Genomic DNA, 25,823 nt, shown 5'->3' with positions numbered 1-25,823 from the left:
TTCTCGCCAACCGTCGCATGACGGCGCGCGGAGTTTGATGCCGTGATTCTCGATAGTCTCGCCTGGGCCTTGTTCGTCATCCCCGCGGTCCTGCTCGCCACGCTCGGCGTCGAGCTGCTGCTGGGCGTCCTGGCGCCGAACCGTGGAAGACCCGCAGCTCGCTCCAGGACAGTGCATAGCGCCGCGATCCTGATGCCGGCGCATGACGAAGCGGGTGGCATCGTAAAAACGATCGCGCGGCTGCAGCCCGCCCTCGACGAGACCATTCGCCTTGTCGTCATTGCCGACAATTGCTCCGACGATACGGCCGCCATTGCGCGCACGGCAGGCGCGACCGTTCTCGAACGGCGGGACACGCGCAATCGCGGCAAGGGCCATGCGCTCGCCTTCGGCCGGGACTGGCTGCGCAATGCGCCGCCTGAGTGCCTCGTCGTTCTCGATGCCGACTGCGAGATTGCCGCTGAGGATTTGCGCCTGCTGATCGAAACGGCCGTGGAGAAGCAAAGGCCCGTGCAGAGCTGCTATCTGCTGCGCTCGCGCGCCGACGACGGCCCGATGACCCAGATTTCCAATTTCGCGTTCCTGATCAAGAACCGCGTCCGGCCGCGCGGCGCGACGCTGCTGGGCGCGCCCGCAACCCTGGGCGGCACGGGCATGGCCTTTCCCTGGGCGCTGATCGAGAAGGCGCCGCTCGCGACAAGCCATCTCGTCGAGGATCTTGTGCTCGGGATCGACTTCGCCCGGCAAGGCTCGCCCCCGCTCTATCTCGGCCAGGCTTTCACCTGGAGCGATGCCGCCAGCCGGCAAGACACGCTGACGCAGCGCACACGCTGGGAGCATGGCTATATCCAGACCGCGCTGAAGCATGGCCTGCCGCTGGCTCTGGGTAACCTGGCCCGCTTGCGTCTTAGCCAGGCTTGGTTCGGGCTGAGCCTGCTGGTGCCCCCGCTCGCCCTGCTGGTCACTCTTGGCCTCGTCGTGCTCGCCGCCACGACCCTGCTCGCTCTGCTCGGCGCCTGTGCCATGCCGGCGCTGCTTCTGGCCGCCGAGTTCGTCATCGTTGCGGCGCTGCTCGTGCTCGCCTGGCTGCGTGACGGGCAGGCGACGGTCAGCGCCGCAACGCTCGCCCGCATCCCACTCTATATCCTGTGGAAAATCCCCGTCTATCTGCGGCTTGTGCGCAAGCGCGAAACGCAATGGGTGCGCACGAAGCGCAAGGGCGAGGATTAGATCAGGACGAAGCCGATCATGCCGAGGCCGGCAGCCAGCGCAGAGCAGTGCCCTGTCTGCCATGATACGGTCTCCCTCCTCAGGAGGAGAGAACACCCGCCCCAACGGGTGGCGCCTGCGTCATCCACTTTCCGCTTGCAACCGTCGGGAGGAGCCGTCCTATTGCGCGCCGCCGGCGCACTGCGTCAGGTCAAGAATCGGGGAGGATTTGCTTGGACCAACGCATCGACAGTCCCGCGCACGGGTGGCGCGGCTTTCTGCTCATCATGCTCGCGCTCGTCGTCGAAGGCTTCGATCTCCAAGCCGCCAATTTCGCCGCCCCTTCCATCGTGGCACAATTCGGGATCAGCCGCGCGCAGGTTGGCCCACTGCTCAGCGCCAGCCTCGTCGGCGTGTTTTTCGGCGCGGTGTTCATAGGTCCCCTGGGTGATCGTTATGGCCGGCGCATGATCCTGATCCTGAGCTGCCTGTCCTACGGACTGCTCTCGTTCGTCTGCGTGTTCGCCACGAGCCTGATACATCTCATCTTCCTTCGCTTCCTCATCGGCATCGGCCTCGGCGCGGTCATGCCCAACGCGCTCGCGCTGGCTGGCGAGTTCGCGCCACGCAAGCATCTTGCCCGGTCCATGGGCCTGGTCGGCATCGGCATCACCTTTGGTGGCGTCGTTGCCGGCGCCGTATCGGCCTGGCTCCTGCCGACGCATGGGTGGCAAAGCATCTTCGTGGTTGGCGGCATCCTGCCGATCGCGATCGCCGCCATACTCTGGCTCGGCTTGACCGAGAGTCCGGTGCTGACCCGCGAGGTCATGGCGCGCACCGGAAAATGGCAGTTCGCCGCTATTCTCTCGCCGCTCTATCGGCCGCGTACGCTCGCGATCTGGGGCATCTACACCTTCCTGCTGATGTGCGTCTATCTGCTGGGCGGCTGGATCCCTTTGCTCATCAAAGACCAGGGCTTCTCCGAACGGACCGCCGCGCTGGTCGCCACCGCCTACCATAGTGGCGGGGTCGTGGGCGGCATTGTCGCAAGCCTGCTCCTCTCCGAACGTTACTGGCGGATTCTCGCCCTGTTCGCGGGCGCAGCGGCAGTCTGCCTCGCCGCCCTGGCCGCAAACGCATGGAGTCTCGTGCCGCTCACGATGCTGATCGTCCTCGCTGGCGCCCTCGTCACCGGCACGCAGAACTGCATCAACGGATCGACCGGCGCCTCCTATCCGCCGCAGATGCGCGCCGCGGGCCTTGGCATCGCGCTCGGCTTCGGCCGCATCGGATCGGTCATGGGGCCGCTCGCCGGATCGCTGGCGCTGATCCTCGGCTTCGGCACGCCGCGCCACTTCTTCGTCCTGCCGGTTCTGCCCCTTGCGATCTGCAGCCTTCTGGGGCTTTGGCTCGCGCGGCACACCGGACAGGCATCGGCAAAGATCACAGGAGAGAGCAGCACATGACCCAGAAGATGCGCAAGATCGCCACCGAAGAAGCCTGGACGATTCCCGAGGTGGCCGCGCAGCTGCGCGAGACTTCGCGCGGCCCGACCCAGAGCCTCGACAAGCTGCTGGTGCGCGGCATCTACGATGCGCCCGCCGATGCTTCGGGCTATTCGTCCATGCACTTCCTCGACGGGCTGCTTGATGTCGAGGGAAAGCGTCTGTCCGAAATGGATCAGCTTGGCGTCGACATGCATCTCCTCTCGCTGACCGCGCCGGGCGTACAGATGTTCGATGCAGACACCGCGACCGATCTCGCCGCGCTCGCCAATGATCGCCTCGCCGAGATCTGCCGGAAACGGCCGACGCGCTTCTCCGGCCTTGCGAGCTTCGCGCCGCAAAGCCCGAAAAGGGCAGCGAAAGAAATGGAACGCGCGATCAACGAGCTGAAGCTCAATGGCTTCATCCTCAACAGCCACACGCATGGCGACTATCTCGACGATCCCCAGTTCTGGCCCTGCCTCGAAGCTGCCGAGGCGCTCGACGCCTGCATCTACATCCACCCGCGCGCCGCGTCGGACACGCTCAAGGGGCCGCTGATGGACTATGGCATGGACAGCGCCATGTGGGGCTATGGCGTCGAGGTCGGCACCCACGTCGTGCGCATGATGGCGGGCGGCGTGTTCGACGCCTTCCCCAAGCTCAAGATCTGCATCGGCCACATGGGCGAGGCGATCCCGTTCTGGATCTGGCGTATCAACTTCATGAACAGCCGTGCGCAAGCCATTGGCCGCGCGCCCAAAACCAAGCTCAGCATCGCGGAATATTTCCAACAGAATTTCGTGGTCACGACGAGCGGCGTCGAGGATCCGCTGGCGCTGCGCTACACGATCGATAAGATCGGCATCGACAATGTGCTGTGGGCCATCGACTATCCCTATCAGCCGCAGAAGCCGGCGGTCGACTTCATGGATGCGGCGCCCGTCAGCGATGCGGAGCGCCACGCGCTCTATCACGGCAATGCCGAGCGCATCTTCCATATCGCCCCCCTGGAGAATTGAAGCATGACCGGCCCAAGCACCGAAGACCGCCTCGCTATTTTCGAGCTTTATGCCCGCTATAGCTGGGCGCTCGATACCGGCGACACGGATGGCTACGTCGCGCTGTTCACCGAGGACTGCGTCGCGACGGAGGAAGCACGCGATGGCAAGTTCGAACAGCTGAGCGGCAAGGACGAGATCCGAAGGCTGGTCCTCAAGTTCCACGACCGGAAGGACTTTCCGGGCCATCAGCACCAGATGGCTCAGTTCGTGTTCGAGGCCGATCCCGAGGGACGGCCCGATCACTGGGTCGTACGCTCCTATGCCTGGGCGACGATCAATCATCCACCCGAGCCGCCGCATCTCCACTGGTGCGGCCATGTCCGCGATGTCGTCGCCAAGGTCGACGGGCAATGGTTGATCAAGTCGAAGGACATCATGGGCTGGGCGGGCAAGGTGCTGGAGCGCTTCGAGCAGCATTGAACAGGCCCGGGTCCGTTCGTTCCAAACCCGTTTGGCATTCGCCCACCAATTCACCGCTGTCGCTCTTCCCGCCCTTGCCCCTCGGCCCGTCATGGCTATGACGACAGCGTGACCTCATCGATCATTATCGGGACCGACGCCACTGGTGCGCCGGTTCCCATGGACATGGAAGAATTGCTCGCCACGCGCTTGCTCGTCCAGGGCAATAGCGGGTCGGGAAAGTCGCATCTGCTGCGCCGGATGCTGGAGGAGAGCGCGCGACTCGTCCAGCAGGTGGTGATCGATCCGGAAGGCGACTTCGTGTCGCTCGCCGACGCCTTCGGCCATATCGTGATCGATGGCGCCGCGCATAACGAGCGCGAGATCGAGCGCCTCGCGAGCAAGGTTCGCACGCGCCGCGCCTCGATCGTACTCGCGCTCGACGGGCTGGAGCTGGAAGCCCAGATGCGCTGCGCGGCCCTGTTCCTCAACGGCCTGTTCGACGCTCCGCGCGAGCATTGGTATCCAGCCCTCGTGGTGGTCGACGAGGCGCAGATGTTCGCGCCCGCCGCCGCCGGCGAGGTCACCGACGACGTCCGCCGCCTGTCGCTGGCGGCCATGACCAACCTCATGTGCCGGGGGCGCAAGCGCGGCCTCGCGGGTGTCATCGCCACGCAGCGGCTGGCCAAGCTCGCCAAGAATGTCGCGGCGGAAGCCTCCAACTTCCTGATGGGTCGCACCTTCCTTGACATCGACATGGCGCGTGCCGCCGACCTGCTCGGCATGGAGCGGCGGCAGGCCGAGCAGATCCGCGATCTGGAACGCGGCCGCTTCCTTGCCCTCGGGCCGGCAATCTGCCGCCGACCGGTCTCGGTGAAGATCGGCGCGGTGCAGACCGGCACGCGCACCGCCTCGCACGGCCTGCTCCCCTTGCCGAGCGCGCCAGCGGGCGAACTGGACGACCTGCTGACGCTCGAACCGGAAGCGCGCGAACCGGCATTCTCCTTCGCGCCCGAGCCCATCGACGCAAGCGCGCGGCTGGATTTGCCGGAGGCTGACACCGGGAGTCCGGCCGAGGGCGAAACACCCGATACGAGCGACATGCCTCCGGCGCCGGACAAGGACGCTGTCATCGGCGCCGTCCTCGCCGACATGCTCGCCGAACCGGACTGCACCTATCGGCCCATTCCGGTGCTGTTCCAGGATTTCGGCGTGCGTTGCCGCATGCAGCGCGTGCTGCTGCACGGACTGGACATGGCTGGCTTCCGGCGCCGCTTCGCTCTGGCCGTCGCCGGGGACGGCGACAGCGGCGATCCGCAATGGCGCGCCGCGCTACGCCTCGCCGAGCGCGTGCCGGACGATCTGCTGGCGCCCTTCCTGCTGATCGCCCGATCGGCCCTGGCCGGCCTGCCCTGCCCCGGCGACGAGGAACTGGCGCGCGCTTACGGTACGCGCTCGCCGGGCCGCATCCGCCGGCTGCTCGAATATCTCGAGAAGAACGGGCTGATCGTCGTCCATACCAGCTTCGGCGGCCAGCGCTCGGTCGCTTTGCCGGAGCTCGGCGTCTCGACGGCGCCCGCCGCGGCCTGAGCTTAGGTCAGTTCCTCGCCCGGTTCCACGGCTTCACGTGCAGCCTGATGTCCGCCAGAGGCTGCCCGATCGGGCGGTGCGATCTTCATGAGATAGACAATGCCGACCAGCAGCGCGCCGAAGCCGGCCGCCGCGCCCACGGCCATGGCCCAGCGCGGCCCGGCATGATCCGCGACCCAACCGACGATCGGCGCGCCGATCGGTGTCCCGCCCATTGCGATCGCCATGCGGATCGCCATGACCCGGCCGCGCATCGCGGGCTCGGTCGAGAGTTGGAGCAGCGCATTGGTCGAGTTGAGGAAGGTGAGCGAGGCCATGCCGGTCAGCACGAGGGCTGCGCCGTAGAGCCAGAAGCTCGGCGCCAGCGCACCGAGCGTGCAGCCCACGCCGAAGACGCCAGCACCCGCGACGAGATGCTTGAAATAAGGCCGCTCGCGCGCCGCCGCCATCAGCCCGCCGATGATCGTGCCGACCGCCATCAGCGAAGTGAGCAGGCCGAAGCCGTTGGCATCGGCATGGAAGACCTTCACCGCCATGGTCGCGATGAAGATGGCGAAGTTCATGCCGAACATGCCGATGATGAGCAGCATCAGCAAATTCGCGCGCAGATCCGGCCGGTGCCAGACATAACGGAAGCCGTCGACGAAGCTGCTCCTGCCGCGCTGGGCGCGGGCACTGGGGCGAAGCTCGCTGCGGCGCAGGAACAGGATCGAGAGCAAGACCGCGATGAACGAGGCGCCATTGAGCAGAAAGGCCCAGCCGGTGCCGACACCGGCGATGAGCACGCCCGCAGCGGCCGGACCGAGCATCCGCGCGCCATTGAAGGTCATCGAATTGAGGGCGACGGCATTGGCGAGATCCGCCTCGCCGACCAACTCGCTCACATAGGTCTGCCGCACCGGCGCATCGAAGGCGGCGACCGTGCCGAACAGGAAGGCGAAGACATAGACATGCCAGAGCTGCACGACGCCGGTCACGGTCAGCAGGCCGAGCGCCAGCGCCAGCAGGCCCATCAGCGCCTGGGTGGTCAGCATCAGTTTGCGCTGATCAAAATAGTCCGCCGCAAGGCCGGTCCAGGGCAGGAACAGGATCGGCGGCGCGAACTGCAGGCCCATGGTGATGCCGACCGCAGAAGCGCTGTGATGGGTAAGCTCGGTCAGCACCAGCCAGTCCTGCGCGATGCGCTGCATCCAGGTGCCGACATTGGAAACGAGCGATCCGGCTGCCCAGAGCCGATAATTATAGAGCCGGAGGGAGCGGAACGTTCCGGCGAACCAGTTTTTCATTCGCTCTCCTCGGGCTGAGAATCCCGCAGACTCGTGGGCAGCGGTCCTATGCGATGTCTCGCGGGGCGGGACAATGGTTCAATCTTCACTCTGCAGTGTAAACTTCGCCACTCATGTGATAACAGAAATATGGCGGAAAACGGCCATTTTTTCGCCAGAACTTCACGAACATCGCACATATGACGCATGTGATTTTCGTCAAAAGTTTCGCGCGGGGCGAAAGAGGGGATCGCTGATTTTGGGGATGGTCTGACGAGGTCAAAGAACCGGCGGCGCTGCGCGCGCCCCTCATGCCACAGCGGCGGCCGCGTAGGACAGCGGCTCATATATCCTTGCCCAGCCGCTTGCGCAGCGCCGCCTGCTTCGCCGTGTCGATCCACCAGGTATCGGTCGGGATGCCGAAGAAGTCGCGCGCCTCGATCGGCGGGCGACCGAACTTGTTCCAGTAAGTGAAGGGCATCACCCCGGTCGGCGCCGGATAGATATGATGGAGCGGGATCGAATAGATGCCCCACATCAGCACCCGGTCGAGCGCGCGCATGGCATCGACCACTGTCTCGCGATCCCGCGCTGTGGCGATCGTCTCCAGCAACGCATCCACCACCGGGTCGTCGACGCCGGCGAGATTGCCGCTGTCCTTCTGCGTCACGCCCGCCGAGCCATATTGATTCTTCATCTCGCTGCCCGGCGTGATCAGCACCGGCACGCCCGGCAGCGAGATGCGCATGTCGAAATCATAGCGCGCGGTGAGCTGCCGCACGGTCGAGGTGTCGTAGATCTTCAGATTGACGGTGACGCCCAGCCGATCGAGATTGCGCACGAATTGGGCGACATAGCGCTCCTGCGCCACCCCCATGCCCAGCATGAAGTCGAGCGCCACCGGCCGGTGCGTCCCCGGGTAGACCAGCCGCAAATTCTCGATGCGATAGCCCGCCGCCTTCAACAGCGCGGCCGCCTGCAGCAGATTGTCGCGCTGCTTCTGGCGCGAGCCCAGCACCGGCAGGCTGATCGGCCGGGTGAAGAGCGCGGGCGGCAGCTTCGTCCGCCAGGGCTCCAGCATGGCACGCTCGCCACCGATCGGCACGCCATGGATGCCGAACGCGCTGTTCTGGAAATAGTCGGTGACGCGGCCATGATAGCCATGGAGCACATTGGCACGGAACCACTCGAAATCGAAGGCATGCAGCATCGCCTCGCGCACGCGGCGGTCGCTGAAGAAGGGCCGGCGCGTGTTGAGGACGATGCCCTGATAGGAGATGCTTTTGGTGTAATGGATCTCGGAGCGGATCAGATCGCCGTCGCGGAACTGGGGCAGGCGTCGCTCGCTGGGCCATTGCAGCGCCGAGGTTTCGATGCGCGCATCATAGTCGCCGCTCAGGAACGCTTCGGCCATCACCGCGGCATCGCGATAATAGTCGGTGCGCAGGTCCATATTGTAGCGGCCCTTGTTGACCGGCAGATCCTTGCCCCAATAATCCTTGCGCAGCCGGAGTGTCACCGAGCGGCCCGGGCTGAACCTATCGATCTCATAGGGACCGGAGCCGACCGGCTTTTCCATCGACTTTTTCAGGAAATCCCGGTGGCGGTAATAATGCGCCGGAACGACCATCAGCTCGCCCACCGTGGTCACGAGGGTCCGGTTGTTCTTCTGGCTGAGGATGAAGCGCACGCTGTGCGGCCCGGTCTTGATGACGTCCTTCACCGAGGCGGCGATGCGGCGGAAGACGGGGCGGACGGTGAGCCCGCGCAAGGCATTGAGCGAAAAGATCACGTCCTCGGGCGTAACCGGCGTCCCGTCGCTGAACCGGGCCTTCTCGCGCAGCTTGAACTCGACCCAGCCGATGTCCCTGGGATAGCTAAGCGTCTCGGCGAGCAAGCCATAATAGGAGGCAGGCTCATCGCCGCTGCGCGACAGGAGCTGATCGTAGAGGCCCGTCAGGCTGATCGGCGCGATGGCGATGGCATCGAAAGCGTTGAAGCTGTCGAAATAGCCGAGCTGGGCGGCGCGATAGACGCCGCCCTTGGGCGCGTCAGGATTGGTGTAGGCGAAGTGGGTAAAATTCGCGGGATATTTGAGCGTACCGAAGGTCGCGAAGCCATAGCTGGTGGTGACGTCGCTATCGGCCGCGGGGGCGGACGCCGTCAGGGCGGCGACGATCGCGACGGCAAACAGCGCGCGAAGCCTGCGGGCCGATCGACGCACGATCCTCCTCACCGCATAATCCTCCCCAGCGTCTCTTTTGATCGAGGTGTCCGGCATGACCGGCCCAAGGCAGATGCTTAACATGTTATACGACTAAGCGGCCCGGCGGAAAGGGGAAATGTGGCTGGGGGTGGCGTTGGCGCCTGGACGCATCACGCGCCCCTCTCCCGCTTTCGCGGGAGAGGGAGGGACCCGCGCCGTCAGGCGTGGGAGGGTGAGGGTCTTCTTCCTTCTCGCCGCCTGAAAGAGAGGAGGAAAAGGAAGAAGAAGACCCTCACCCAACCCTCTCCCGCGAAAGCGGGAGAGGGCTAGAAGCGGAGCGGGCCTATGGGCGGTCAGCCCGCCGAGATCGCCGCATAGGCGCGGCGCAGGAGGGCGATCAGGGTCGCCAGCTCCTTCTCGCTCATTGCGTCGCGGATCGGGCGCTCGACCGCCATGGCGCAATCGACCATCTGCGCCACCAGCGCCTCGCCCTGCGCCGTCAGGGAGAGGCTGTTACGGCGGCGATCCGCCGTCGAGCGACTGCGCAGGGCGAGACCGCGCTGCTCCAGCTCGTCGATGATCGCGACCATGGCGCTATCGTCCATGGCAACCTCGCGCGCCAGCTCCGACTGGGAGCAGCCCGGATTGGCCTGGATCAGCACCATGGTGGAGAGGGCGCCGGAGCGCAGCGCGAAGGGCGCATAAGCCGCCACGATGCGATCGACGAGCTCGTTGCGCAGCAGCCGCACATTGGTGCCGACGCTGTTGCTCAACGCGCCCCAATCCATGCCGGGCGCGGCGGCCGCCTTGCTCTGCTCCAACTTGCTCATTTCACCACCTGAAATCGCTTGAGGCGGTGATGGCTGATTGTGCCCGGCTTTTCAATGGTTGGCGCGGGCAACCAATCGACCTGGGGCTTGTCTTGCGGAAGCACGAGCACTTGCTGGTTCGATCCAATGCGCACAGACTCCGGATGCCCGAATTTACACGCTCTTCATTCGAAGAAGGCGATGCTCCGGCATTCGATGCTCTCGCGTACATTGGCGTGCGGGAAACTGGCGTCCCAGAAGGCGGTGTGCGGCGTGCGCCAGGCGTGGCTGCGATCGCTGTCGTGAAACTTGAACAGCAGTGCCTCGTCTTTCGTCATGCCGGAGAAATACCACCAGCGATGATCGGGATTGTGGCGGAAGATGGCGGCCGCCATCTGATTGTCGTCATCCATCGGTGCGAACATGGCCTCGCCCTCCGGGATCTTGTCGACGACCCACAGCACGTTGGGCGTGCCTTCATCGTCACGCACGCTGCGCGCATCGCAGACAGCGAGCGGGCATTCCTGCGGCGGCGGCGAGAAGGTGCGCCAGAAGCTGGAGATGATGAAGCGCTTGAAGCCGGGGCCGCCGGGCCGCACCTTGTCATAAGCGCGGTGCGCGGCGGCAAGCTGCCGACTCGGCTCGGTGTCGACATGCACTTCGCCCGCCGCCGGCTGGATGCCGCCATAATGACGATAGGGCTGATCGCTCTTGGGCGCCTTGGGAATGTCGCCCGAGGTGCGCAGCATCCAGCCCATCGGCATGACGATGTCAGCGCCGAAGGCCTGCTGGACATAGTCGCGCACCTCGTCCTGATAGTTGGCCTCGACCTCGGCCTTGTCATGAAAATCGCGCACGGTGGTCGGTGCGTCGAGCAATTGGAAACCATGCGTATCGAACCGGAAATGATCACGGATCGCGCGGCCGTCGCGGATCGTGGTCAGGTAGGGGCCATAACTGCCGGTGTTCACCTCGACGCCGGCGGAGACGAAGCGCCGGTTGATGTCCGGACCGGGCAGCAGATAATTGAGATTGGCCCGGGTCGTGCGGACGCCGTCCTCTATGTCGAGCTGCCTGGTGGCCATCATCTCTCTCCTGCGCGCGGACCCGCGCGATTCCTGATGGGGTCATCATGGCAGGCAAAATAGACCTACCGCAAGGCAATTGATGACAATGTCCGAAACTAGGAATCGGGCTTGACGACCGGAGGCCATTCTTGATCCTCCCCGGAACGGGGAGGTGGCTGCCGTGAGGCTGACGGAGGGGGCCTTGGGACGACTCCGCCCGTCAATCGGCGTCGCTCTGTTGCGGGGCCCCCTCCACCATCCGGCTTTGCCGGACGGTCCCCCTCCCCGTACCGGGGAGGAATTAGCCGAGGAGTCGAAATCCGGCCTTGGCGAACGCGGCGCGCACTGCCATGGCTGCTCGGAGCATGACTTCGCAAGCTAATGAACAGGCGGGAGCCGCACAGGACGATATGTCCGACCCGGCGCTGCGCCGCGCGCGCGTGACCGCGATCGTGCTGGCGGCGAGCATGTTCATGGTCGGCATCGACAGCACGGTGCTGGTGACCGCCCTGCCCCGCATGGCGCGTGATTTCGGCGTGGCGCCGACCTCGCTCAGCACCACCATCACGATCTACATCCTCGTCTCCGCCGCCTTGCTGCCGGTGAGCAGCTGGATTGGCCAGCGGCTGGGATCGCGGCGCGTGTTCACCGTCGCAATGCTGGGCTTCACGCTGTCGTCGGTCGGCTGCGGCCTCGCCGGCAGCCTGCCGATGTTCCTGCTGATGCGGGTCTGTCAGGCAGCGTTCGGCACGCTGATGGTGCCGGTCGGCAACATCGTCCTGCTCACCATCACGCCCAAGCGCTATCTGGTGACGGCGATGGCGATCAGCTCGACGCCGGCGCTGCTCGCGCCGGTGATCGGACCGCCGCTGGGCGGGTTCATCACCACCTATCTCGACTGGCCGTGGGTCTTCTTCATCAATCTGCCGATCGGCGCGATCGGGCTGGTTGCCGCCGCCCGGTTCATTCCCGATATCGCCGCGACCGAGCGCACGCCGTTCGACTGGCCCGGCTTTGGCCTGACCGCGAGCTTCCTGTGCGCGCTGATCGCGGGGCTCGACCGGGTAAGCCACAAGGGAGAAGGACGCGAGATCGGCGTGCTGCTGTTGATCGCGGCGGCGATCCTGGGCACTTTTGCGCTCAGGCACGCGCGCAGCGCGCGGCACCCGATCGTGCCGCTGACGCCTTTACGCTACCAGAGCTTCTTCATCTCGACGATCGGCGCCGGTACGCTGACCCGCATCGCCTTCATGGGCCTTGGCTTCACCTTGCCGCTCATGTTCCAGATCGGGTTCGGTCTCAGCCCCTTCCATTCCGGCCTGCTGCTGCTGGCGCAGAATGCCGGCGACGTGGTGCTCAAGAGCATCGCGCCGCGGACGCTGCGCCATTTCGGCTTCCGCAAGGTGCTGGTCAGCGGTTCCCTGATGATCGCGGCCTCGATCCTGGTCTGCGCGATGCTGACCAGCCGGCTCCCCTTCCCGATCCTCTTCGCGATCATGTTCGCCGTCGGCATGGCGCGCTCGGTGCACATGACGGGCATGATGGCGCTGCGCTTCGCCGACATGCCGCACAGTGAGGTGGGCGGCGCGACCGTGCTCGGCAATCTCGTCCAGTCGTTGACGCAGGCCTTCGCGATTTCGGGCGTGGCGGCCCTGCTCGGCCTCCTGTCGGGCGGTGCAGACGTGCCGACCATGGCAGCCTTCCGCATCACCGTGCTGATCCTCGCCTGCAGCGCGGCCTGCGCGACGCCCCTGTTCCTGCGGCTCTCGAAGGATGCGGGCGCGGAAGTGACGGGCCGCGTACAGCGGGGGCTGAAGGAGATGCGGGAGGAGAGCGAGGTCGTCTAATCCCCCCTCCCGCAAGCGGGAGGGGGCCGAGACGTTCCTTGCCACTTCCCGGCTCTTGGCATAGATTTGCCCCATGTCCGCCCAGCCCACCAACGACGATCATAGCTGGTCCTCCAGCGGTCTGGCGCGCGGCGAGGCGATCAGCCAGTGGCGCGACTGGGCGGCCAACACGATCGCGCCGATCGACGTCACGGTTTACGACACCGATCAGTTCGCGGCGCAATGGACCAGCCATGGCGTCGGTCAGCTCCGCCTGCTGCAGCTCCATGCGCCCGCCCAGCGCGTCGTGCATACCGGCACGGATGGCAGCGCGGGACGAGCGGCGCCCTCGATCCAGCTCGTCTATGCCCGGCGCGGCGCGCTCAAGACGCGGATGGCCGGCAAGCGCTTCACCGTCGAGCCGGGCCAGTTCGTGCTGCTCGACAATACGCGCTTCTACCAGATGGAGATGGACACGGCGCACGAGGCGATCGACCTCATGATGCCGCAGGGCTGGCTGGAGAAATATCTGCCCGATCCCGACGCGCTGCTCGCCCGGCCGATCTCGGCCAACAGCGGCTGGGGCGCGCCGCTCGGCAGCCTGATCGAAACGATGGTGACGGGCCTCGACGAGAGTCCCCTGCCCCGCCCGCTGATCGCCGAGCAGGTCGGGGCGCTGCTGACACTGGCGACCGGCTTCCACGAAGCGCCGCCGAGCCGGCACCGCGGCCAGCTCGCCCGCCAGATATTGCGGCGGATCGAGACCGATTATGCCGACCCGGACCTGACGCCCGAGCGGATCGCGGGCGATCTGGGCATTTCGCGGCGCTATCTGCAAGCGCTGCTGGCGGGGTCCGGTACCAGCTTCGTGCAGGAGCTCAATGCAACGCGGCTGGACCGGGCCAGCGACCTGCTGACCGATCCGCGCGCGGCGGGCCTGACGCTGGGCGATGTCGCCTGGCGCTGTGGTTTCCTCGACCCCGGCTATTTCGCACGGCTGTTCCGCAAGCGGTTCGGCGTGACGCCGAGCGTGTGGCGAATGGGGGGAGCGGGGCGCTGAGCTGCGCCTGTCTCGTCACCTGCACTCCTTTCCGTCACCCCAGCGAAAGCTGGGGTCTTGTGCGATAAGGAAGCGCTCTCGCTCATGAGACCCCAGCTTTCGCTGGGGTGACGAGGAAAACGCTGCGCATTTGTCCTGACGGCCCTGCGCGCAAATCCTTTGGCTGAGCGGATCAACTCTCTAGTCTGGCACCGATCGCTACAGGCTCACCCCGAGTCTGTCCGCGAGCATTATTTCAGCATGTCGGCGGCATCGACGCACCAAGAACGCCCAACGCCGGGATGCACGAGACGAGAGGATATGACGTGAGCGAACCGATCAAGGGCTTCCCGCTGCCAAGCTCGCTGAAAGTCGTGCCGGGCACCGAGGCCGCCCAGGCCGCCTTCCCTTATTACACACAGTTCCAGCCGGGCGACGACGAGCGCTTCTGGTTCTACAACAGCATGCACTTCCCCGAGCCGATGCATCATTTCGACATGATCACGGCCGAGGCGGCCTATGTCGCGCTCGGCGCGTTCAACACGCGCGTGCATGTGCTGCCGACCGCAAAGGGCATCGACCACCGCATCATCAACGGCCGCGTCTATATCGGCGGCGTCGCGGTGACCGATTCCGACGAGATCCAGGAGCGTGTCGGCGAGTTCCAGCAGCGCGCCTTCTATTATTACGAGCATTGGGAAGAGCTGTACGACGCCTGGAAAGTGAAGATGAAGGCGCTGATCGCGGACGCGCAGGCGCTGCCCACGCCCTCGCTCCCGAAATATGAGCCGCTCGAGACGACGCACACCGGCAAGGGTGTCGCCGCCAACCATGCCCTCCTCGACATCTATCAGAAGCAGATCGAGGGGTACCACCGCATGTGGCACCATCACTTCGAATTCCTGCTGCTCGGCTATGGCGCCTACATGACCTTCTTCGACTTCTGCAAGAAGGCCTTCCCCGAGATCAGCGACCAGGCGATCAGCCGCATGGTCGCCGGCATGGAGGCCGAGATTTTCCGGCCCGACGAGGAAGTGAAGCGCCTCGCCCGCCGCGCGGTGGAGCTGGGTGTCGACGCGCATTTCACCGATGGCATGAGCATCGAGCAGGTGCTCGCCGATCTCGACAAGGTCGGCAATGCCGGCAAGGAGTGGCTGGGCGAACTGGAGACGAGCCGCAACCCGTGGTTCAACGTCTCCTCGGGCGACGGCTTCTACCATTATCACCGCTCGTGGAACGACGACCTTTCGCTGCCCTTCGCGGCGCTGCCCGGCTATATCGACAAGATCAAGGCCGGCACCAACATCGAGCGGCCGACCGGCCAGCTCATCGAGGAGCGCGAGCAGCTCGTCGCAGACTATCGCGAGCTGCTCGATACGGACGAGGACCGCGCGACCTACGACCAGCTCATCGGGCTCGCCCACCGCGTCTTCCCCTATGTGGAGGGGCATAAATTCTACTGCGAACATTGGTACACGAACCTGTTCTTCAACAAGATCCGCGAGTTTGGCGCGCTGCTACGCGACAACGGCTTCTGGGCAAAGGAGGAGGACGTGTTCCACCTCACCCAATATGAGCTGGAGAGCGCGATCGTGGACCTGATGCTGAGCTGGGGCATCGGCTCACCACCGCGCGGGCCGGACCACTGGCCGGCGATCGTCGCGCAGCGCAAGGCGGCCATTGCCGAATGGGGCAAGCATGGGACACCCCCGGCGCTCGGCCAGGTGCCTGACGCGATCGACGATCCCGCGATCGTCATGCTCTGGGGCATCACCCGCGAGAGTCTCGACGCCTGGCTGTCGGTCGACGAAGACGCACCGAGCAACGAACTGAAGGGCTTCGCCGCCTGCCAGGGCGTGGTCGAGGGGCCGGCCCGCGTCGTCCGGTCGGTGGAGGAGATCAGCCGGCTCAAACAGGGCGACATTCTCGTCTGCCAGGTCACCAACCCGACCTGGGCGCCGATCTTCCAGAAGATCGTCGCGGCCGTCTCCGACATTGGCGGATCGATGAGCCACATGGCCATCGTCGCGCGCGAATATGGCCTGCCCGCGGTCGTCGGCACCGGCTCCGCCACGCAGCGGATCAAGGACGGCCAGCGCATCCGCGTCGATGGCGGGCGCGGTATCGTGACCATTCTCGAAGACGAGCCTGTGCTCGAAGACGCCTGAGGAACAGCCGTGACGGACAACGCAGCGGTCAGCTGGTTCGCTGACCTTCGAATCACCGATCGCCCCACCGTGGGCGGCAAGGGCGCGAGCCTGGGCGAGCTCACTTATGCCGGGATCGACGTGCCGCCCGGCTTCGTGGTGACGACGGCCGCCTTCGAGCTGTTCCTGAAGGCGCTGGAGGAGCGATCGCCGGTGCGCGCGCTGATCGAGCCGCTGGACGAGACTGATCTCGATGCGGTGACGGCGGTGTCGAAGACCTTGCGCCAGCGCGTCGTGGAAGAGCCGCTGCCGCAGCAGGTGGAGCGCGCCATCCTCGATGCGCACCTGGCGCTGACCGGGGCGGACATGGCGGTTCCTGTCGCGGTGCGCTCGTCCGCGACGACTGAGGATGCCGAGGATGCGAGCTTCGCGGGTCTGCAGGACACCTTCCTGTGGGTGCTCGATGCGCAGGACACGGTCGCCCGCGTGCGCGAATGCTGGGGCAGCCTCTATTCGGTCGAGTCCATCACCTATCGCCGCAAGCATGGCCTGCCCGAGGATGGCGTCGCCATGGCGGTGGTCGTCCAGAAGATGGTCGATGCGCGCACAGCCGGCGTCATGTTCACCCGCTCGCCGACCACCGGCGACAAGTCCGTCATCACGATCGAGGGCGCCTGGGGTCTCGGCTCGGCGGTCGTCTCGGGCGAAGTGACGCCGGACCGCTGGGTGATGGGCAAGATCACCGGCGAGATTTCGGTGCGCGACATCAGCGAGAAGCATATCCGCCAGGTGCCCGCGCCCGGCGGCGGCATCGTCGACGAAGAACTCAGCGGCGACATGCGCACCCAGCCCTCGCTGAGCGATGACGAGTTGCAGGCGCTGCGCACTGTTGGCCGCAAGATCGAGCGCCATTATGGCCGGCCGCAGGATATCGAATGGGCGATCGATCAGGAGGGCAAGCTGCTGCTGCTGCAGAGCCGGCCCGAGACTGTCTGGTCGGCCAAGGCGGCCGCTCCGGTCGCGCCGGTGATCGATGACCCGCTCAAACATGTGATGACGATTTTCGGAGGGCGCCAATGAGTCTCACCGCCAAGGATGTCGATGAGATCATGAAGCTGCTCGAAGGCTCGTCCTTCGATCGGCTCAGCCTCGAGGTCGACGGGCTCAAGCTCGAGCTGGAGCGTGGTGGCGGCGGTGCGCCGCGCGCCGCCCGCCCCGCCCGCGCTGCGGCCGCGCCGGCAACATCGGCCGCACCCGTTGCCGCAGCCGCGCCGCCACCCGCCGCCAAGGCGCGCCAGAGCAGCGAGGCCGGCCTCGTCGAGGTCAAGTCCCCCCTGCTCGGCATTTATTATCGCGCGCCCAAGCCGGGCGAACCGCCGTTCGTCGAGGTCGGCTCGAAGGTCGATGCCGAGACGGTGATCGGCATCGTCGAGGTGATGAAGCTGATGAACTCGGTGCATGCCGGCGTGGCGGGCGAGGTGGTCGAGATCATCGGCGCCAATGGCGAGCTGGTCGAGCATGGCGAAGTGCTGCTGCTGGTGCGGCCGGCGTGAACATCACGAGAATGCGAAGGGACGACAACCTTGGCCCCTCCTCTTCAGAGGAGGGGTTGGGGTGTTGCTGGACGATCCGAATGATCGCGTCGCGAGCGATGCTGCGCATCGCCACCACCCCCTACCCCTCCTCTGAAGAGGAGGGGCGTTAAGTGACTATCCGCCGCATCCTCATCGCCAATCGCGGCGAGATCGCCGTGCGCATCATCCGCACGGCGCAGCGGCTGGGCATCGAGACGGTGCTGGCGGTGTCCGAGGCGGATCGCGGATCGCTCGGCGCGCAAATGGCCGACCGGGCGCTGTGCATCGGCCCGGCGCGGCCGAGCGAGAGCTATCTGCGCGTCGAGACGATCGTGCAGGCGGCTTTGGGATCGGGCTGCGATGCGATCCATCCGGGCTATGGCTTCCTCTCCGAGCGCGCCGCGCTGGCGCAGCTATGCGAGGATGAGGGCGTCATCTTCATCGGCCCGACCGCGCGGCAGATCGAGGCGGTCGGCGACAAGCTGCGCGCGCGGACCGAGGCGATCGCGGCCGATGTGCCGGTGGTGCCCGGCGGGCCGGTCGGCAGCATGTCCGAGGCGCAGGCGCTCGCGGCGGAGATCGGCGCGCCGATCCTGGTCAAGGCGGTCGGCGGCGGCGGCGGGCGCGGCATGAAGCTGGTCGAGCGGCTGGAGGATCTGGCCGCGACGATGGACATCGCCTCGGCGGAGGCTGGCGCGGCGTTCGGCGATGCGCGCGTCTATCTGGAGCGCTATGTCGCGCAGGGACGGCATGTCGAGGTGCAGGTGCTCGGCGACGGCGCGGGCAAGGTCGTCCATCTGGGCGAGCGCGACTGCTCGGTGCAGCGGCGCTACCAGAAGCTGATCGAAGAGACGCCGGCGCCGAACCTGCCCGAGGACATTCGCGCGGCGATGCATGAGGCAGCGGTGCGCTTCGCCGCGCGGCTGGACTATCGCGGGGCGGGCACGGTCGAGTTTCTCTACGACGTCGCGCGGCGCCAGTTCTACTTCCTGGAGATGAACGCCCGCATCCAGGTCGAGCATCCCGTGACCGAGATGGTGACGGGCGTCGATCTCGTCGCCGAGCAGATCGCGATCGCCAATGGCGAGGGCCTGCGGTTCGCGCAGGAGGATATCCGCATCGACGGCGCCGCGATCGAGATACGCGTCAATGCCGAAGACCCGGCCCGCGACTTCATGCCCTCGCCCGGCACCGTGAGCGCCGCGCACTGGCCCACCGGCGAGGGCATCCGCGTCGACACGCATATCGTCGCGGGCGCGAAGATCCCGCCTTATTATGACTCGATGGTCGCCAAGATCATCGCGCATGGCCCCGACCGCGCGACCGCGCTCGATCGCCTCAGGGCCGCGCTGCGTGAAACCCGGATCGAAGGCGTCTCGACGAACATCGCCTTTCAGGCAGAGAGTCTCGCCGATCCCGATTTCGCGGCGGGCGGCGTCGACACCGGTTTCCTCGCCCGCAAGGCGGCACAGGCAGAAGTATAGACATGGCCAATATCCAGATCGTCGAAACCTCGCTACGCGACGGCAATCAGTGCCTGTGGGCGGCGCTGGGCGTCGACACCGCGCGCACGCTCACCATCGCGCCAGTGATGGAGCGGGTCGGCTACAAGGCGATCGACTTCACCACCTCCACCCATATGGGCGTGGCGGTCCGCTACAAGCAGCAGGACCCGTGGGAGCGCATCCGGCTGATGGCGGCGGCCTGTCCGACCACGCCGCTGCAATTCCTCTCGACCGGCTTCCGCTTCATCGCCTGGGAGACGGCGTCGCCTGATTTCATGGCGCTGGCGTTCCGCACGCTGATGAAGAACGGCATCGGCCGCTTCGCGCTGGCCGACCCCAACAATGACGCGGACGCCAATGTCGAGGTGGCGCGGATGATCAAGGCGGGTGGCAGCGCCTATGTGGTGGGCGCGCTGGTCTTCACCTTGAGCCCGATCCACGACGATGCGCATTATGCGGATGCGGCGCGCAAGATGGCGCAAAGTCCGGACATCGATGCGCTCTACATCAAGGATCCGGGCGGGCTGCTGGACTCAAAGCGTGCGCAGACATTGATTCCCGCCATCCTTGCGGTGATCGGCGACAAGCCGCTGGAGCTGCATGCCCATTGCACGATCGGGCTGGGCGAACAGAGCTATTACGAGGCGGCCGATCTGGGCGTCTCGGCCATGCAATGCGCGAGCGGCGCGGCGGCGGACGGCACCTCCAACCCGCCGATCGAGCGGGTCGTCGCGAACCTGCGCGAGCTCGGCCACACCGTCGACATCGATGATGCGGCCATGGCGGAAGTCGGCCGCTATTTCACGCAGATGGCGGAAGCGGAAGGACTCGCCTCCGGGCATCCCATGGCGTTCGACGCCGCCTATCTCCATCACCAGCTGCCCGGCGGCATGGTCGGCACGATGCGGCGGCACCTCGCCGATCATCGCGTGCCGCATCTGGAAGGCGCGGTGGTCGAGGAGCTCGGCCGGGTGCGCGAGGAGCTGGGCTGGCCGATCGTGATGACACCCTTCGCCCAGATGGTGATGACGCAGGCGGTGATGAACGTGACCGCGAGCGAGCGCTACAGCGTGATCCCGGACGAGGTGATCCGTTATGCGCTCGGCAAGTTCGGGCGGCCCAACCAGCCGATCGCGCCCGATGTGCTGGACAGGATCATGGCCCTGCCACGGACGAAGGAACTGGCTGCCGAGCCCGGCCCGGCGGAGCTGTCCGACCTGCGCAAGCGGATCGGCACCGGACTTTCGGACGAGGAATTCCTGCTGCGCGCGACGATGCCGGCGGGCCAGGTCGATGCCATGCAGGCGGCCGGCCCGGCGCCGCGTCACTATGACCCGACCCTGCGCCCGGCCATGGAGCTCATCCGCAAGCTCATTGCGCGCGCCGACATGGGCCGGATCCTGGTCGAGAAGCCGGGATTCAGGCTGGAGCTGGAGAGCTACGGCTGAGCCTGAATAAGCCCCTCCCTTTCAAGGGAGGGGAAGGGGTGGGTGGCGATGCGGAGCATCGCTCGCAAGGCCGTCCGGCAACGCACCGCCCTACCCCACCCCAACCCCTCCCCTGAAGGGGAGGGGCTAGATTTTTGGAAGGACGAATAGAGATGACCGCCGCCCTCTTCACCGAAGCCCTCCGCCCTGCCAGGGGCTTCATGTTCGATCTCGACGGCACGTTGATCCTCAGCGACAAGGCGCTCGGCGGCTATCAGCTGCTGCCCGGCGCGATCGAGCTGCTGACCGAGCTGCGGGATCGCGACATCCCCTTCCTCGCCCTCACCAACGGCAGCGCCTATCCCGCCGCACAGCAGGCGCCGCGCCTTCGCGCGCTCGGCCTGCCGATCGCCGACACGCATCTCTTCACGCCAAACAGCGTCGCGGGCCACGTCTTTCGCGCGCGCGGGTTCGAGCGCGTGCTGGTGCTCGGCACGCAGGGCGTGGTCGATGCATTGACCGGCGAGGGCATTGCCACAGTCCGCCCCGGCGAGGACGGCGCCGAGAAGGCCGACGCCGTCTATGTCGCCTGGCATCCAGACTGCGGCATGCCGGACATCCACGCCGCCTGCGAAGCGGTGCTGGGCGGGGCCGCGCTGTTTTCCGCATCGGACGTGCCCTTCTTCGCGTCGCAGGCCGGGCGCGCCTTCGGCTATAGCTGCGCGATCGGCGGCGCGATCGCCCGCGTCACCGGGCGCGAGCCGGAAGTGACCGGCAAGCCCTCGCTTCACGCCATGCATTTCGTCTCCGCCAAGCTTGACGTCCCCGTCGAGGATGTCGTCGTGATTGGTGACGATCCCAAGGTCGAGACCGAGATGGCGCGGGCCGGCGGCGCGATGGGCATCGGTGTGACGACAGGCACGACCTCCGCCGCCGAGTGGGCCGCGCAGGCGCCCGAGCGCCGGCCGCATCGCGTGATCAGCGGGTTGGATGAAATCCGGGAGCTTGGGCTGCTGGGCTAAGCCGAACGCAAGGGTGCTTCTGCGCGACCGATGATCCATGTAGGATGGCGGGACTCACAAGCCGGAGAGGCCGCTCCATGATCTTCGACGATCCTAAAATCACCGCTCTTTTCGAGGAGTATCAGGCCCGCAACGCGCAGGAGCGGAGCCTTTTCAACACCATGATGTCCGGCACCGGAACCGTCTCGCGAGACGATCTGCTGCTGCCGGTCGGCCCCGAAGTCGGCGCCTTCCTGCACGCGCTGGTGCTGGCGCATCGTCCGAGGCGGATCCTGGAGCTCGGCACCAGCTACGGCTATTCGACCGTGTTCCTCGCCGATGCCGCCAGGAAGGTCGGCGCCAAGGTCATCACCATGGAGCTGGCCGACTATAAGCAGGCCTATGCGCGCGAGAAGCTGGCCGCCGCGGGCCTGGTCGACGTCGTCGAGTTCCGCCAGGGCGAGGCCGTGGCGATGATCGAGGCCGACGAAGACCCGTTCGATCTCGTGCTGCTGGACATCTGGAAGGAAGTCTATCTGCCCTGCTTCGAGGCTTTCTATCCCAAGCTCTCGGAGGAGGCGATCATCGCGGCAGACAATATGATCGACCCCGCCTCGGCGCGCGACAGCGTGCGGCTCTATCGTGCGGCGGTGAAGGCCAAGCCGGACCTGCAGACAGTCTTGCTGCCGATCGGCCAGGGGATCGAGTTGACGGTCAAATGGAGCGCCGGGAACGGGAAGCTCTAGGGCACCCCGCGTCACCAAAAAAAGGCCGTTAAGGCGGAGTCTTACGGAAAATAGAGCTTCAATGCTGTCCGTGACATCTCCGCACGGATGGCCGGATCGGGCACCCAGGCGCAGAAGCTTTCCAGCACCCGGCTGTAACTGACGCGGCCCTCATAACCCACGAACGGCGCATCGCTGCCCCAGAGCAGCCGGTCCGGGCCCACCCGCGCGAGCAGTTCCTGCGCGACGAGCGCGGCGATGCTGTCGAGATCACCCTGCGGTTCACGCCACGTGTCCGTGCCGAGCAGGCGAAAGCCGCCGGAAAGCTTGACCCAGACGCGGCCAGTGTCGACCGCCGCCAGCATCGCCCCGAACCCGTCGCAGCCGAGCGGATCGGCCGGATCGGGATGGCCCATATGATCGATGACGGTGTTGACCTCCGCCTCCAGCAAAGGTTCAAGCACTCCGCGCAGGACCGGTCCCTCGATGGCGACGTGAACATGCCAGCCAAGGTCCCGGACGCGCCGGAACAGCAGGCGATAGGCATCGCTGCGCAGATCCGGCAATTGTTCGGCGCGGGCAAGCTGGAGCCGCACGCCGACGATACCTTCGGCTGCCATCTGCTCGAGCGCGTGGAAGCCGGTGTCCGGCGCGACGATCGCGGTGCCGCGCAACCGCCGATAGCGGCGCAGCGACCGGATCATATAATCATTGTAGAAGCCGGAAATGCTGATGCCGGAGATGACGCCGAAATGGACGCCGTGCGCATCCAGCATCGCCAGCAGTTCCTCGGCCGAAAATCCATAGTCGACCTGCATCCAGGCGTCGCGGCTGACCGGCATATCCCTCACGAAAATATGCGCGTGACAGTCGACGATCGGCGCGTCCGTCCCGAGTCTCACGCTGGACCTCGTCTCGCTCAATCGCGCCTCCGTTCGATCGAGCCGTCTCTGAACCAACCGGCAGAAACTCACTTGCACAGACGGGCAGGATCGCTTGACAGCTCGACCAGGTTTGGGTGGCCGAAAAGGCGCCCGTCGCGTTTTTCACAGCTTGCGACGAATGGGGCCTGGCGGCCCGGAACCAGAAGGCCGGCTCAGACGTATCCCGCAGTGCAACATGTCTCAATCAGGGACGCACGGTCTGGGAAAAATCGGAATGTTCTACAAGTCGTTCGGTCAGCCAGTTTCCCACATCGCCGTGCTCGGCAATGCCCTCCCCCGTCAATGCGGACTCGCCACATACACCAGCCACAGCGTCGAGGCCCTGCGTGCGACCTTTCCGGAGCTCGTCGTCGATCATTATGCAATGGATGACGGCCATGGGGCGATATACGGACCGGGCGTCAAGATGACGATCGGCGAGGGAGACATCCCGGCCTATATTCGCGCCGCCTCTGCCATGGAGCGATCTGGCGCAGAGCTTGTCTGGATCCATCACGAGTTCGGGATTTTTGGGGGGCCGGCGGGCGATCATCTCCTCACCCTGCTGCGCCATCTGAGCATTCCCGTGGTGGTGACCCTGCACACCGTTCTGGCCCGACCGGACGCCGAGCAGTACCGCGTCATGCGCGCGCTGATCAAGGCGGCCGACGGGCTGATCGTCATGGCGCAGGAAGCCGCACGGTTGCTCGAAACAGTTTATGACGCGGACCCGGCGCGCATCCGGATCATTCCCCATGGTGCTCCAGACCGGCCCTTCTCGCCCACCTTGCCCTTCAAGGAGAAGCTGGGCCTGGGCGCCGGGCCGACTGTGCTGACCTTCGGCCTGCTCTCGCCCGGCAAGGGCATCGAGATCGCCATCCGCGCCTTGCCGGAGGTTGTGCAAGATCATCCCGCCCTTCACTATTACATCGTCGGCGCGACGCATCCCGCGCTTGTTCGTGCCGAGGGCGAGCATTATCGCGAGACCTTGACGACGCTGGCGCGGACGCTCGGCGTCGCTGATCACGTTGTCTTCGTCGATCGCTTCCTCGGGAATGAAGAACTGCTCGACTATTTGCAGGCGACCGACATCTATCTCACGCCCTATCTCGGGCGCGAGCAGGTGACCTCCGGGACGCTCGCTTATGCTCTGGCGATGGGGAAGCCTGTTGTTTCAACACCCTATATCCATGCGGAGGAAGCGCTCGCCAATGGTGTGGGGACATTGGTTCCCTTCGGCGATGCCGACGCCATTTCCGAGGCTTTGCATGATCATCTGCGCGATCCGGCCCGGCTGGAAGCGCTGTCGCGCGCCGTCTGGGACAGTGCGCGATCGACGATTTGGGACGAGAATGCGAGGGCAGTGATGGATCTGATCTCCGAAGCAAAATCGAACATGCCGGTTACCATCAAGGATCGTCGGCCGCCCCGCGCCGAGCAGCAGGTGCAGCTCGCCGGCATCGCCGCGATGACCGACGATGTCGGCATCACTCAGCACAGCATCCATGGCGTGCCGGACCGGCGCCATGGCTATTGCATCGACGACAATGCCCGCGCGCTGCGACTGATCTGCGAGACGCGCGCCGGCGATCCCGTTGAGCGGCAGCGTCTGGCGCGTATCTACGCCGCCTTCGTCGAGCATGCGTGGAACGAGGAGACCGGTCGGTTCCGCAATTTCATGGGTTACGACCGGTGCTGGCTGGAGACGGAAGGCTCGGAGGACAGCAATGGCCGTACGCTCTGGGCGCTCGGCTGCGTCATGCGATCCGCGTCGCAGCCGGCGCTGCGGCGCTGGGCTAATGGCCTCTTCAACAAGGCCCTTCCCCTGGTCGACGAGATGACGTCGCCGCGCGCGATCGCTTTCTCGATGCTCGGCATGGCGGCGGTGCTCGAAGTGGAGCCGGGTCACCAGCGCTGCCGCGAACTGTTGACCAGCTCAGCAGCACAGTTCAGCATCCTGCTCGCCCAAGCGCAGCGGCCTGGCTGGGCCTGGTTCGAGATCGTGCTGGCCTATGACAATGCGCGTCTGCCGCAGGCGATGATCGCGGCTGGCCGTGTGCTGGGAGATAAGGTCGCCACCTCGGTCGGGCTCTCGACCCTGGCCTGGTTACTCGACAAGCAGCGCGCGCCCGCCGGCCATTTCCGACCGGTAGGGTCTGACAGCTTCGGCCGGGCCTATGCCGAGCCCGAGCCGTTCGACCAGCAGCCGCTGGAGGCCGAGGCGACGATCGACGCCTGCGCGGCGGCGCATGCGGCAGACGGCGACGCTCGGTGGATCGAGGCGGCGCACAGAGCGTTCACCTGGTTTTCCGGCGAGAACGACCTGCAGCTGCCGCTTACTTGCGAAGACGGCACACTCTGTTTCGATGGGCTGACGCCGCAGGGCGTCAATCTCAATCTTGGCGCTGAATCCATCCTGGCCCTGCAGGCGGCGCGGCAGGCCATGGCCCAGTTCACCGGCACGCTCGACGAGACGCCGCAGCTCATGGTGGTGCAATAACGTCGCGAAAGGCGGCTGGCATGAGCAGCAAGCCTGCCGTAAGAGCGGCGCTCGACCCCGATC

The 25,823-nt window shown here is 65.9% G+C and carries 20 protein-coding genes; 15 read left to right on the top strand and 5 right to left on the bottom strand.

Annotated features, from left to right (window positions below):
* The first annotated feature begins 42 nt into the window (after positions 1-42).
* The 5 genes from KK488_RS04385 (at position 43) to KK488_RS04365 (ending at position 5,746) form a co-directional block, all read left to right on the top strand.
* A complete protein-coding gene (locus tag KK488_RS04385) occupies positions 43-1,230 on the top strand; it encodes a glycosyltransferase family 2 protein (RefSeq protein ID WP_214621905.1) in 1,188 nt (395 codons plus the stop codon).
* A 212-nt stretch (positions 1,231-1,442) separates the two neighbouring features.
* The gene (locus KK488_RS04380; protein ID WP_214621904.1) at positions 1,443-2,675 is read left to right on the top strand and encodes an MFS transporter; all 1,233 of its coding nucleotides are present in this window, start codon (positions 1,443-1,445) and stop codon (positions 2,673-2,675) included.
* Positions 2,672-3,715: an amidohydrolase family protein gene (locus tag KK488_RS04375; RefSeq protein ID WP_250890058.1), complete on the top strand. Its 1,044-nt coding sequence runs from the start codon at positions 2,672-2,674 to the stop codon at positions 3,713-3,715. The genes KK488_RS04380 and KK488_RS04375 overlap by 4 nt, the downstream gene beginning before the upstream one ends.
* 3 nt (positions 3,716-3,718) lie before the next feature.
* Positions 3,719-4,177 carry a nuclear transport factor 2 family protein gene (locus tag KK488_RS04370; RefSeq protein WP_214621903.1) on the top strand — a complete coding sequence of 153 codons (459 nt, stop codon included), beginning with the start codon at positions 3,719-3,721 and terminating at the stop codon, positions 4,175-4,177.
* Positions 4,178-4,285: 108 nt separating this feature from the next.
* On the top strand, positions 4,286-5,746 hold the full coding sequence (locus KK488_RS04365) for a helicase HerA domain-containing protein (protein ID WP_214621902.1): 1,461 nt from the start codon (positions 4,286-4,288) through the stop codon (positions 5,744-5,746).
* A 2-nt stretch (positions 5,747-5,748) separates the two neighbouring features.
* On the opposite strand, the gene KK488_RS04360 is transcribed toward KK488_RS04365, so the two are convergent.
* The 4 genes from KK488_RS04360 to KK488_RS04345 form a co-directional block, all read right to left on the bottom strand.
* On the bottom strand, positions 5,749-7,032 hold the full coding sequence (locus KK488_RS04360) for an MFS transporter (RefSeq protein ID WP_214621901.1): 1,284 nt from the start codon (positions 7,030-7,032) through the stop codon (positions 5,749-5,751).
* Positions 7,033-7,354: 322 nt separating this feature from the next.
* Positions 7,355-9,235 (bottom strand): extracellular solute-binding protein, encoded by a 1,881-nt coding sequence (locus KK488_RS04355; RefSeq protein WP_214621900.1) that lies wholly within the window; start codon positions 9,233-9,235, stop codon positions 7,355-7,357.
* Between the two features lie 335 nt (positions 9,236-9,570).
* A complete protein-coding gene (locus KK488_RS04350) occupies positions 9,571-10,047 on the bottom strand; it encodes a MarR family winged helix-turn-helix transcriptional regulator (RefSeq protein WP_214621899.1) in 477 nt (158 codons plus the stop codon).
* Between the two features lie 164 nt (positions 10,048-10,211).
* Positions 10,212-11,111: a CmcJ/NvfI family oxidoreductase gene (locus tag KK488_RS04345; RefSeq protein WP_214621898.1), complete on the bottom strand. Its 900-nt coding sequence runs from the start codon at positions 11,109-11,111 to the stop codon at positions 10,212-10,214.
* 347 nt (positions 11,112-11,458) lie between these two features.
* On the opposite strand from KK488_RS04345, the gene KK488_RS04340 reads away from it, so the two are divergent.
* From KK488_RS04340 to KK488_RS04300, 9 genes are all read left to right on the top strand, one after another.
* Positions 11,459-12,940 carry an MFS transporter gene (locus KK488_RS04340; protein WP_214621897.1) on the top strand — a complete coding sequence of 494 codons (1,482 nt, stop codon included), beginning with the start codon at positions 11,459-11,461 and terminating at the stop codon, positions 12,938-12,940.
* Between the two features lie 73 nt (positions 12,941-13,013).
* On the top strand, positions 13,014-13,979 hold the full coding sequence (locus KK488_RS04335) for an AraC-like ligand-binding domain-containing protein (RefSeq protein WP_214621896.1): 966 nt from the start codon (positions 13,014-13,016) through the stop codon (positions 13,977-13,979).
* 305 nt (positions 13,980-14,284) lie between these two features.
* Positions 14,285-16,126 (top strand): PEP-utilizing enzyme, encoded by a 1,842-nt coding sequence (locus KK488_RS04330; protein ID WP_214621895.1) that lies wholly within the window; start codon positions 14,285-14,287, stop codon positions 16,124-16,126.
* Between the two features lie 9 nt (positions 16,127-16,135).
* Positions 16,136-17,185 carry a PEP/pyruvate-binding domain-containing protein gene (locus KK488_RS04325; protein ID WP_214621894.1) on the top strand — a complete coding sequence of 350 codons (1,050 nt, stop codon included), beginning with the start codon at positions 16,136-16,138 and terminating at the stop codon, positions 17,183-17,185.
* Complete coding sequence (gene accB, locus KK488_RS04320; protein WP_214621893.1) at positions 17,182-17,658, top strand: acetyl-CoA carboxylase biotin carboxyl carrier protein; 477 nt, start codon at positions 17,182-17,184, stop codon at positions 17,656-17,658. The genes KK488_RS04325 and accB overlap by 4 nt, the downstream gene beginning before the upstream one ends.
* A 152-nt stretch (positions 17,659-17,810) precedes the next feature.
* Positions 17,811-19,163, top strand: coding sequence for an acetyl-CoA carboxylase biotin carboxylase subunit (locus KK488_RS04315; RefSeq protein ID WP_214621892.1), 1,353 nt, complete (start codon positions 17,811-17,813; stop codon positions 19,161-19,163).
* Between the two features lie 2 nt (positions 19,164-19,165).
* Positions 19,166-20,632 (top strand): biotin carboxyl carrier protein, encoded by a 1,467-nt coding sequence (locus KK488_RS04310; RefSeq protein WP_214621891.1) that lies wholly within the window; start codon positions 19,166-19,168, stop codon positions 20,630-20,632.
* Positions 20,633-20,784: 152 nt separating this feature from the next.
* The gene (locus tag KK488_RS04305) at positions 20,785-21,633 is read left to right on the top strand and encodes an HAD-IIA family hydrolase (protein WP_214621890.1); all 849 of its coding nucleotides are present in this window, start codon (positions 20,785-20,787) and stop codon (positions 21,631-21,633) included.
* Positions 21,634-21,710: 77 nt separating this feature from the next.
* Positions 21,711-22,358 (top strand): O-methyltransferase, encoded by a 648-nt coding sequence (locus KK488_RS04300; RefSeq protein WP_214621889.1) that lies wholly within the window; start codon positions 21,711-21,713, stop codon positions 22,356-22,358.
* Between the two features lie 41 nt (positions 22,359-22,399).
* Here KK488_RS04300 and KK488_RS04295 read toward each other — a convergent pair whose 3' ends face one another.
* Entirely contained in the window at positions 22,400-23,239 is an 840-nt protein-coding gene (locus KK488_RS04295) for an amidohydrolase family protein (protein ID WP_349356846.1), read from the bottom strand.
* Between the two features lie 256 nt (positions 23,240-23,495).
* On the opposite strand from KK488_RS04295, the gene KK488_RS04290 reads away from it, so the two are divergent.
* Positions 23,496-25,760 (top strand): glycosyltransferase family 4 protein, encoded by a 2,265-nt coding sequence (locus tag KK488_RS04290; protein WP_214621888.1) that lies wholly within the window; start codon positions 23,496-23,498, stop codon positions 25,758-25,760.
* The last annotated feature ends 63 nt before the right edge of the window (positions 25,761-25,823 follow it).

The organism is Sphingobium nicotianae (assembly GCF_018603885.1).
Classification (GTDB): domain Bacteria; phylum Pseudomonadota; class Alphaproteobacteria; order Sphingomonadales; family Sphingomonadaceae; genus Sphingobium; species Sphingobium nicotianae.
Note: the sequence above shows the minus strand (reverse complement) of the source record. Positions and strands in the feature narration are given on the sequence as shown.

Bases quoted from the DNA above. Each gene is read 5' to 3' on its own strand.
- KK488_RS04375 (WP_250890058.1), top strand. From the start codon at position 2,672: ATGACCCAGAAGATGCGCAAGATCGCCACCGAAGAAGCCTGGACGATT.
- KK488_RS04370 (WP_214621903.1), top strand. From the start codon at position 3,719: ATGACCGGCCCAAGCACCGAAGACCGCCTCGCTATTTTCGAGCTTTAT.
- KK488_RS04290 (WP_214621888.1), top strand. From the start codon at position 23,496: ATGTTCTACAAGTCGTTCGGTCAGCCAGTTTCCCACATCGCCGTGCTC.
- KK488_RS04360 (WP_214621901.1), bottom strand. From the start codon at position 7,032: ATGAAAAACTGGTTCGCCGGAACGTTCCGCTCCCTCCGGCTCTATAAT.
- KK488_RS04300 (WP_214621889.1), top strand. From the start codon at position 21,711: ATGATCTTCGACGATCCTAAAATCACCGCTCTTTTCGAGGAGTATCAG.
- KK488_RS04345 (WP_214621898.1), bottom strand. From the start codon at position 11,111: ATGGCCACCAGGCAGCTCGACATAGAGGACGGCGTCCGCACGACCCGG.
- KK488_RS04340 (WP_214621897.1), top strand. From the start codon at position 11,459: ATGACTTCGCAAGCTAATGAACAGGCGGGAGCCGCACAGGACGATATG.
- accB (WP_214621893.1), top strand. From the start codon at position 17,182: ATGAGTCTCACCGCCAAGGATGTCGATGAGATCATGAAGCTGCTCGAA.
- KK488_RS04350 (WP_214621899.1), bottom strand. From the start codon at position 10,047: ATGAGCAAGTTGGAGCAGAGCAAGGCGGCCGCCGCGCCCGGCATGGAT.
- KK488_RS04310 (WP_214621891.1), top strand. From the start codon at position 19,166: ATGGCCAATATCCAGATCGTCGAAACCTCGCTACGCGACGGCAATCAG.
- KK488_RS04335 (WP_214621896.1), top strand. From the start codon at position 13,014: ATGTCCGCCCAGCCCACCAACGACGATCATAGCTGGTCCTCCAGCGGT.
- KK488_RS04305 (WP_214621890.1), top strand. From the start codon at position 20,785: ATGACCGCCGCCCTCTTCACCGAAGCCCTCCGCCCTGCCAGGGGCTTC.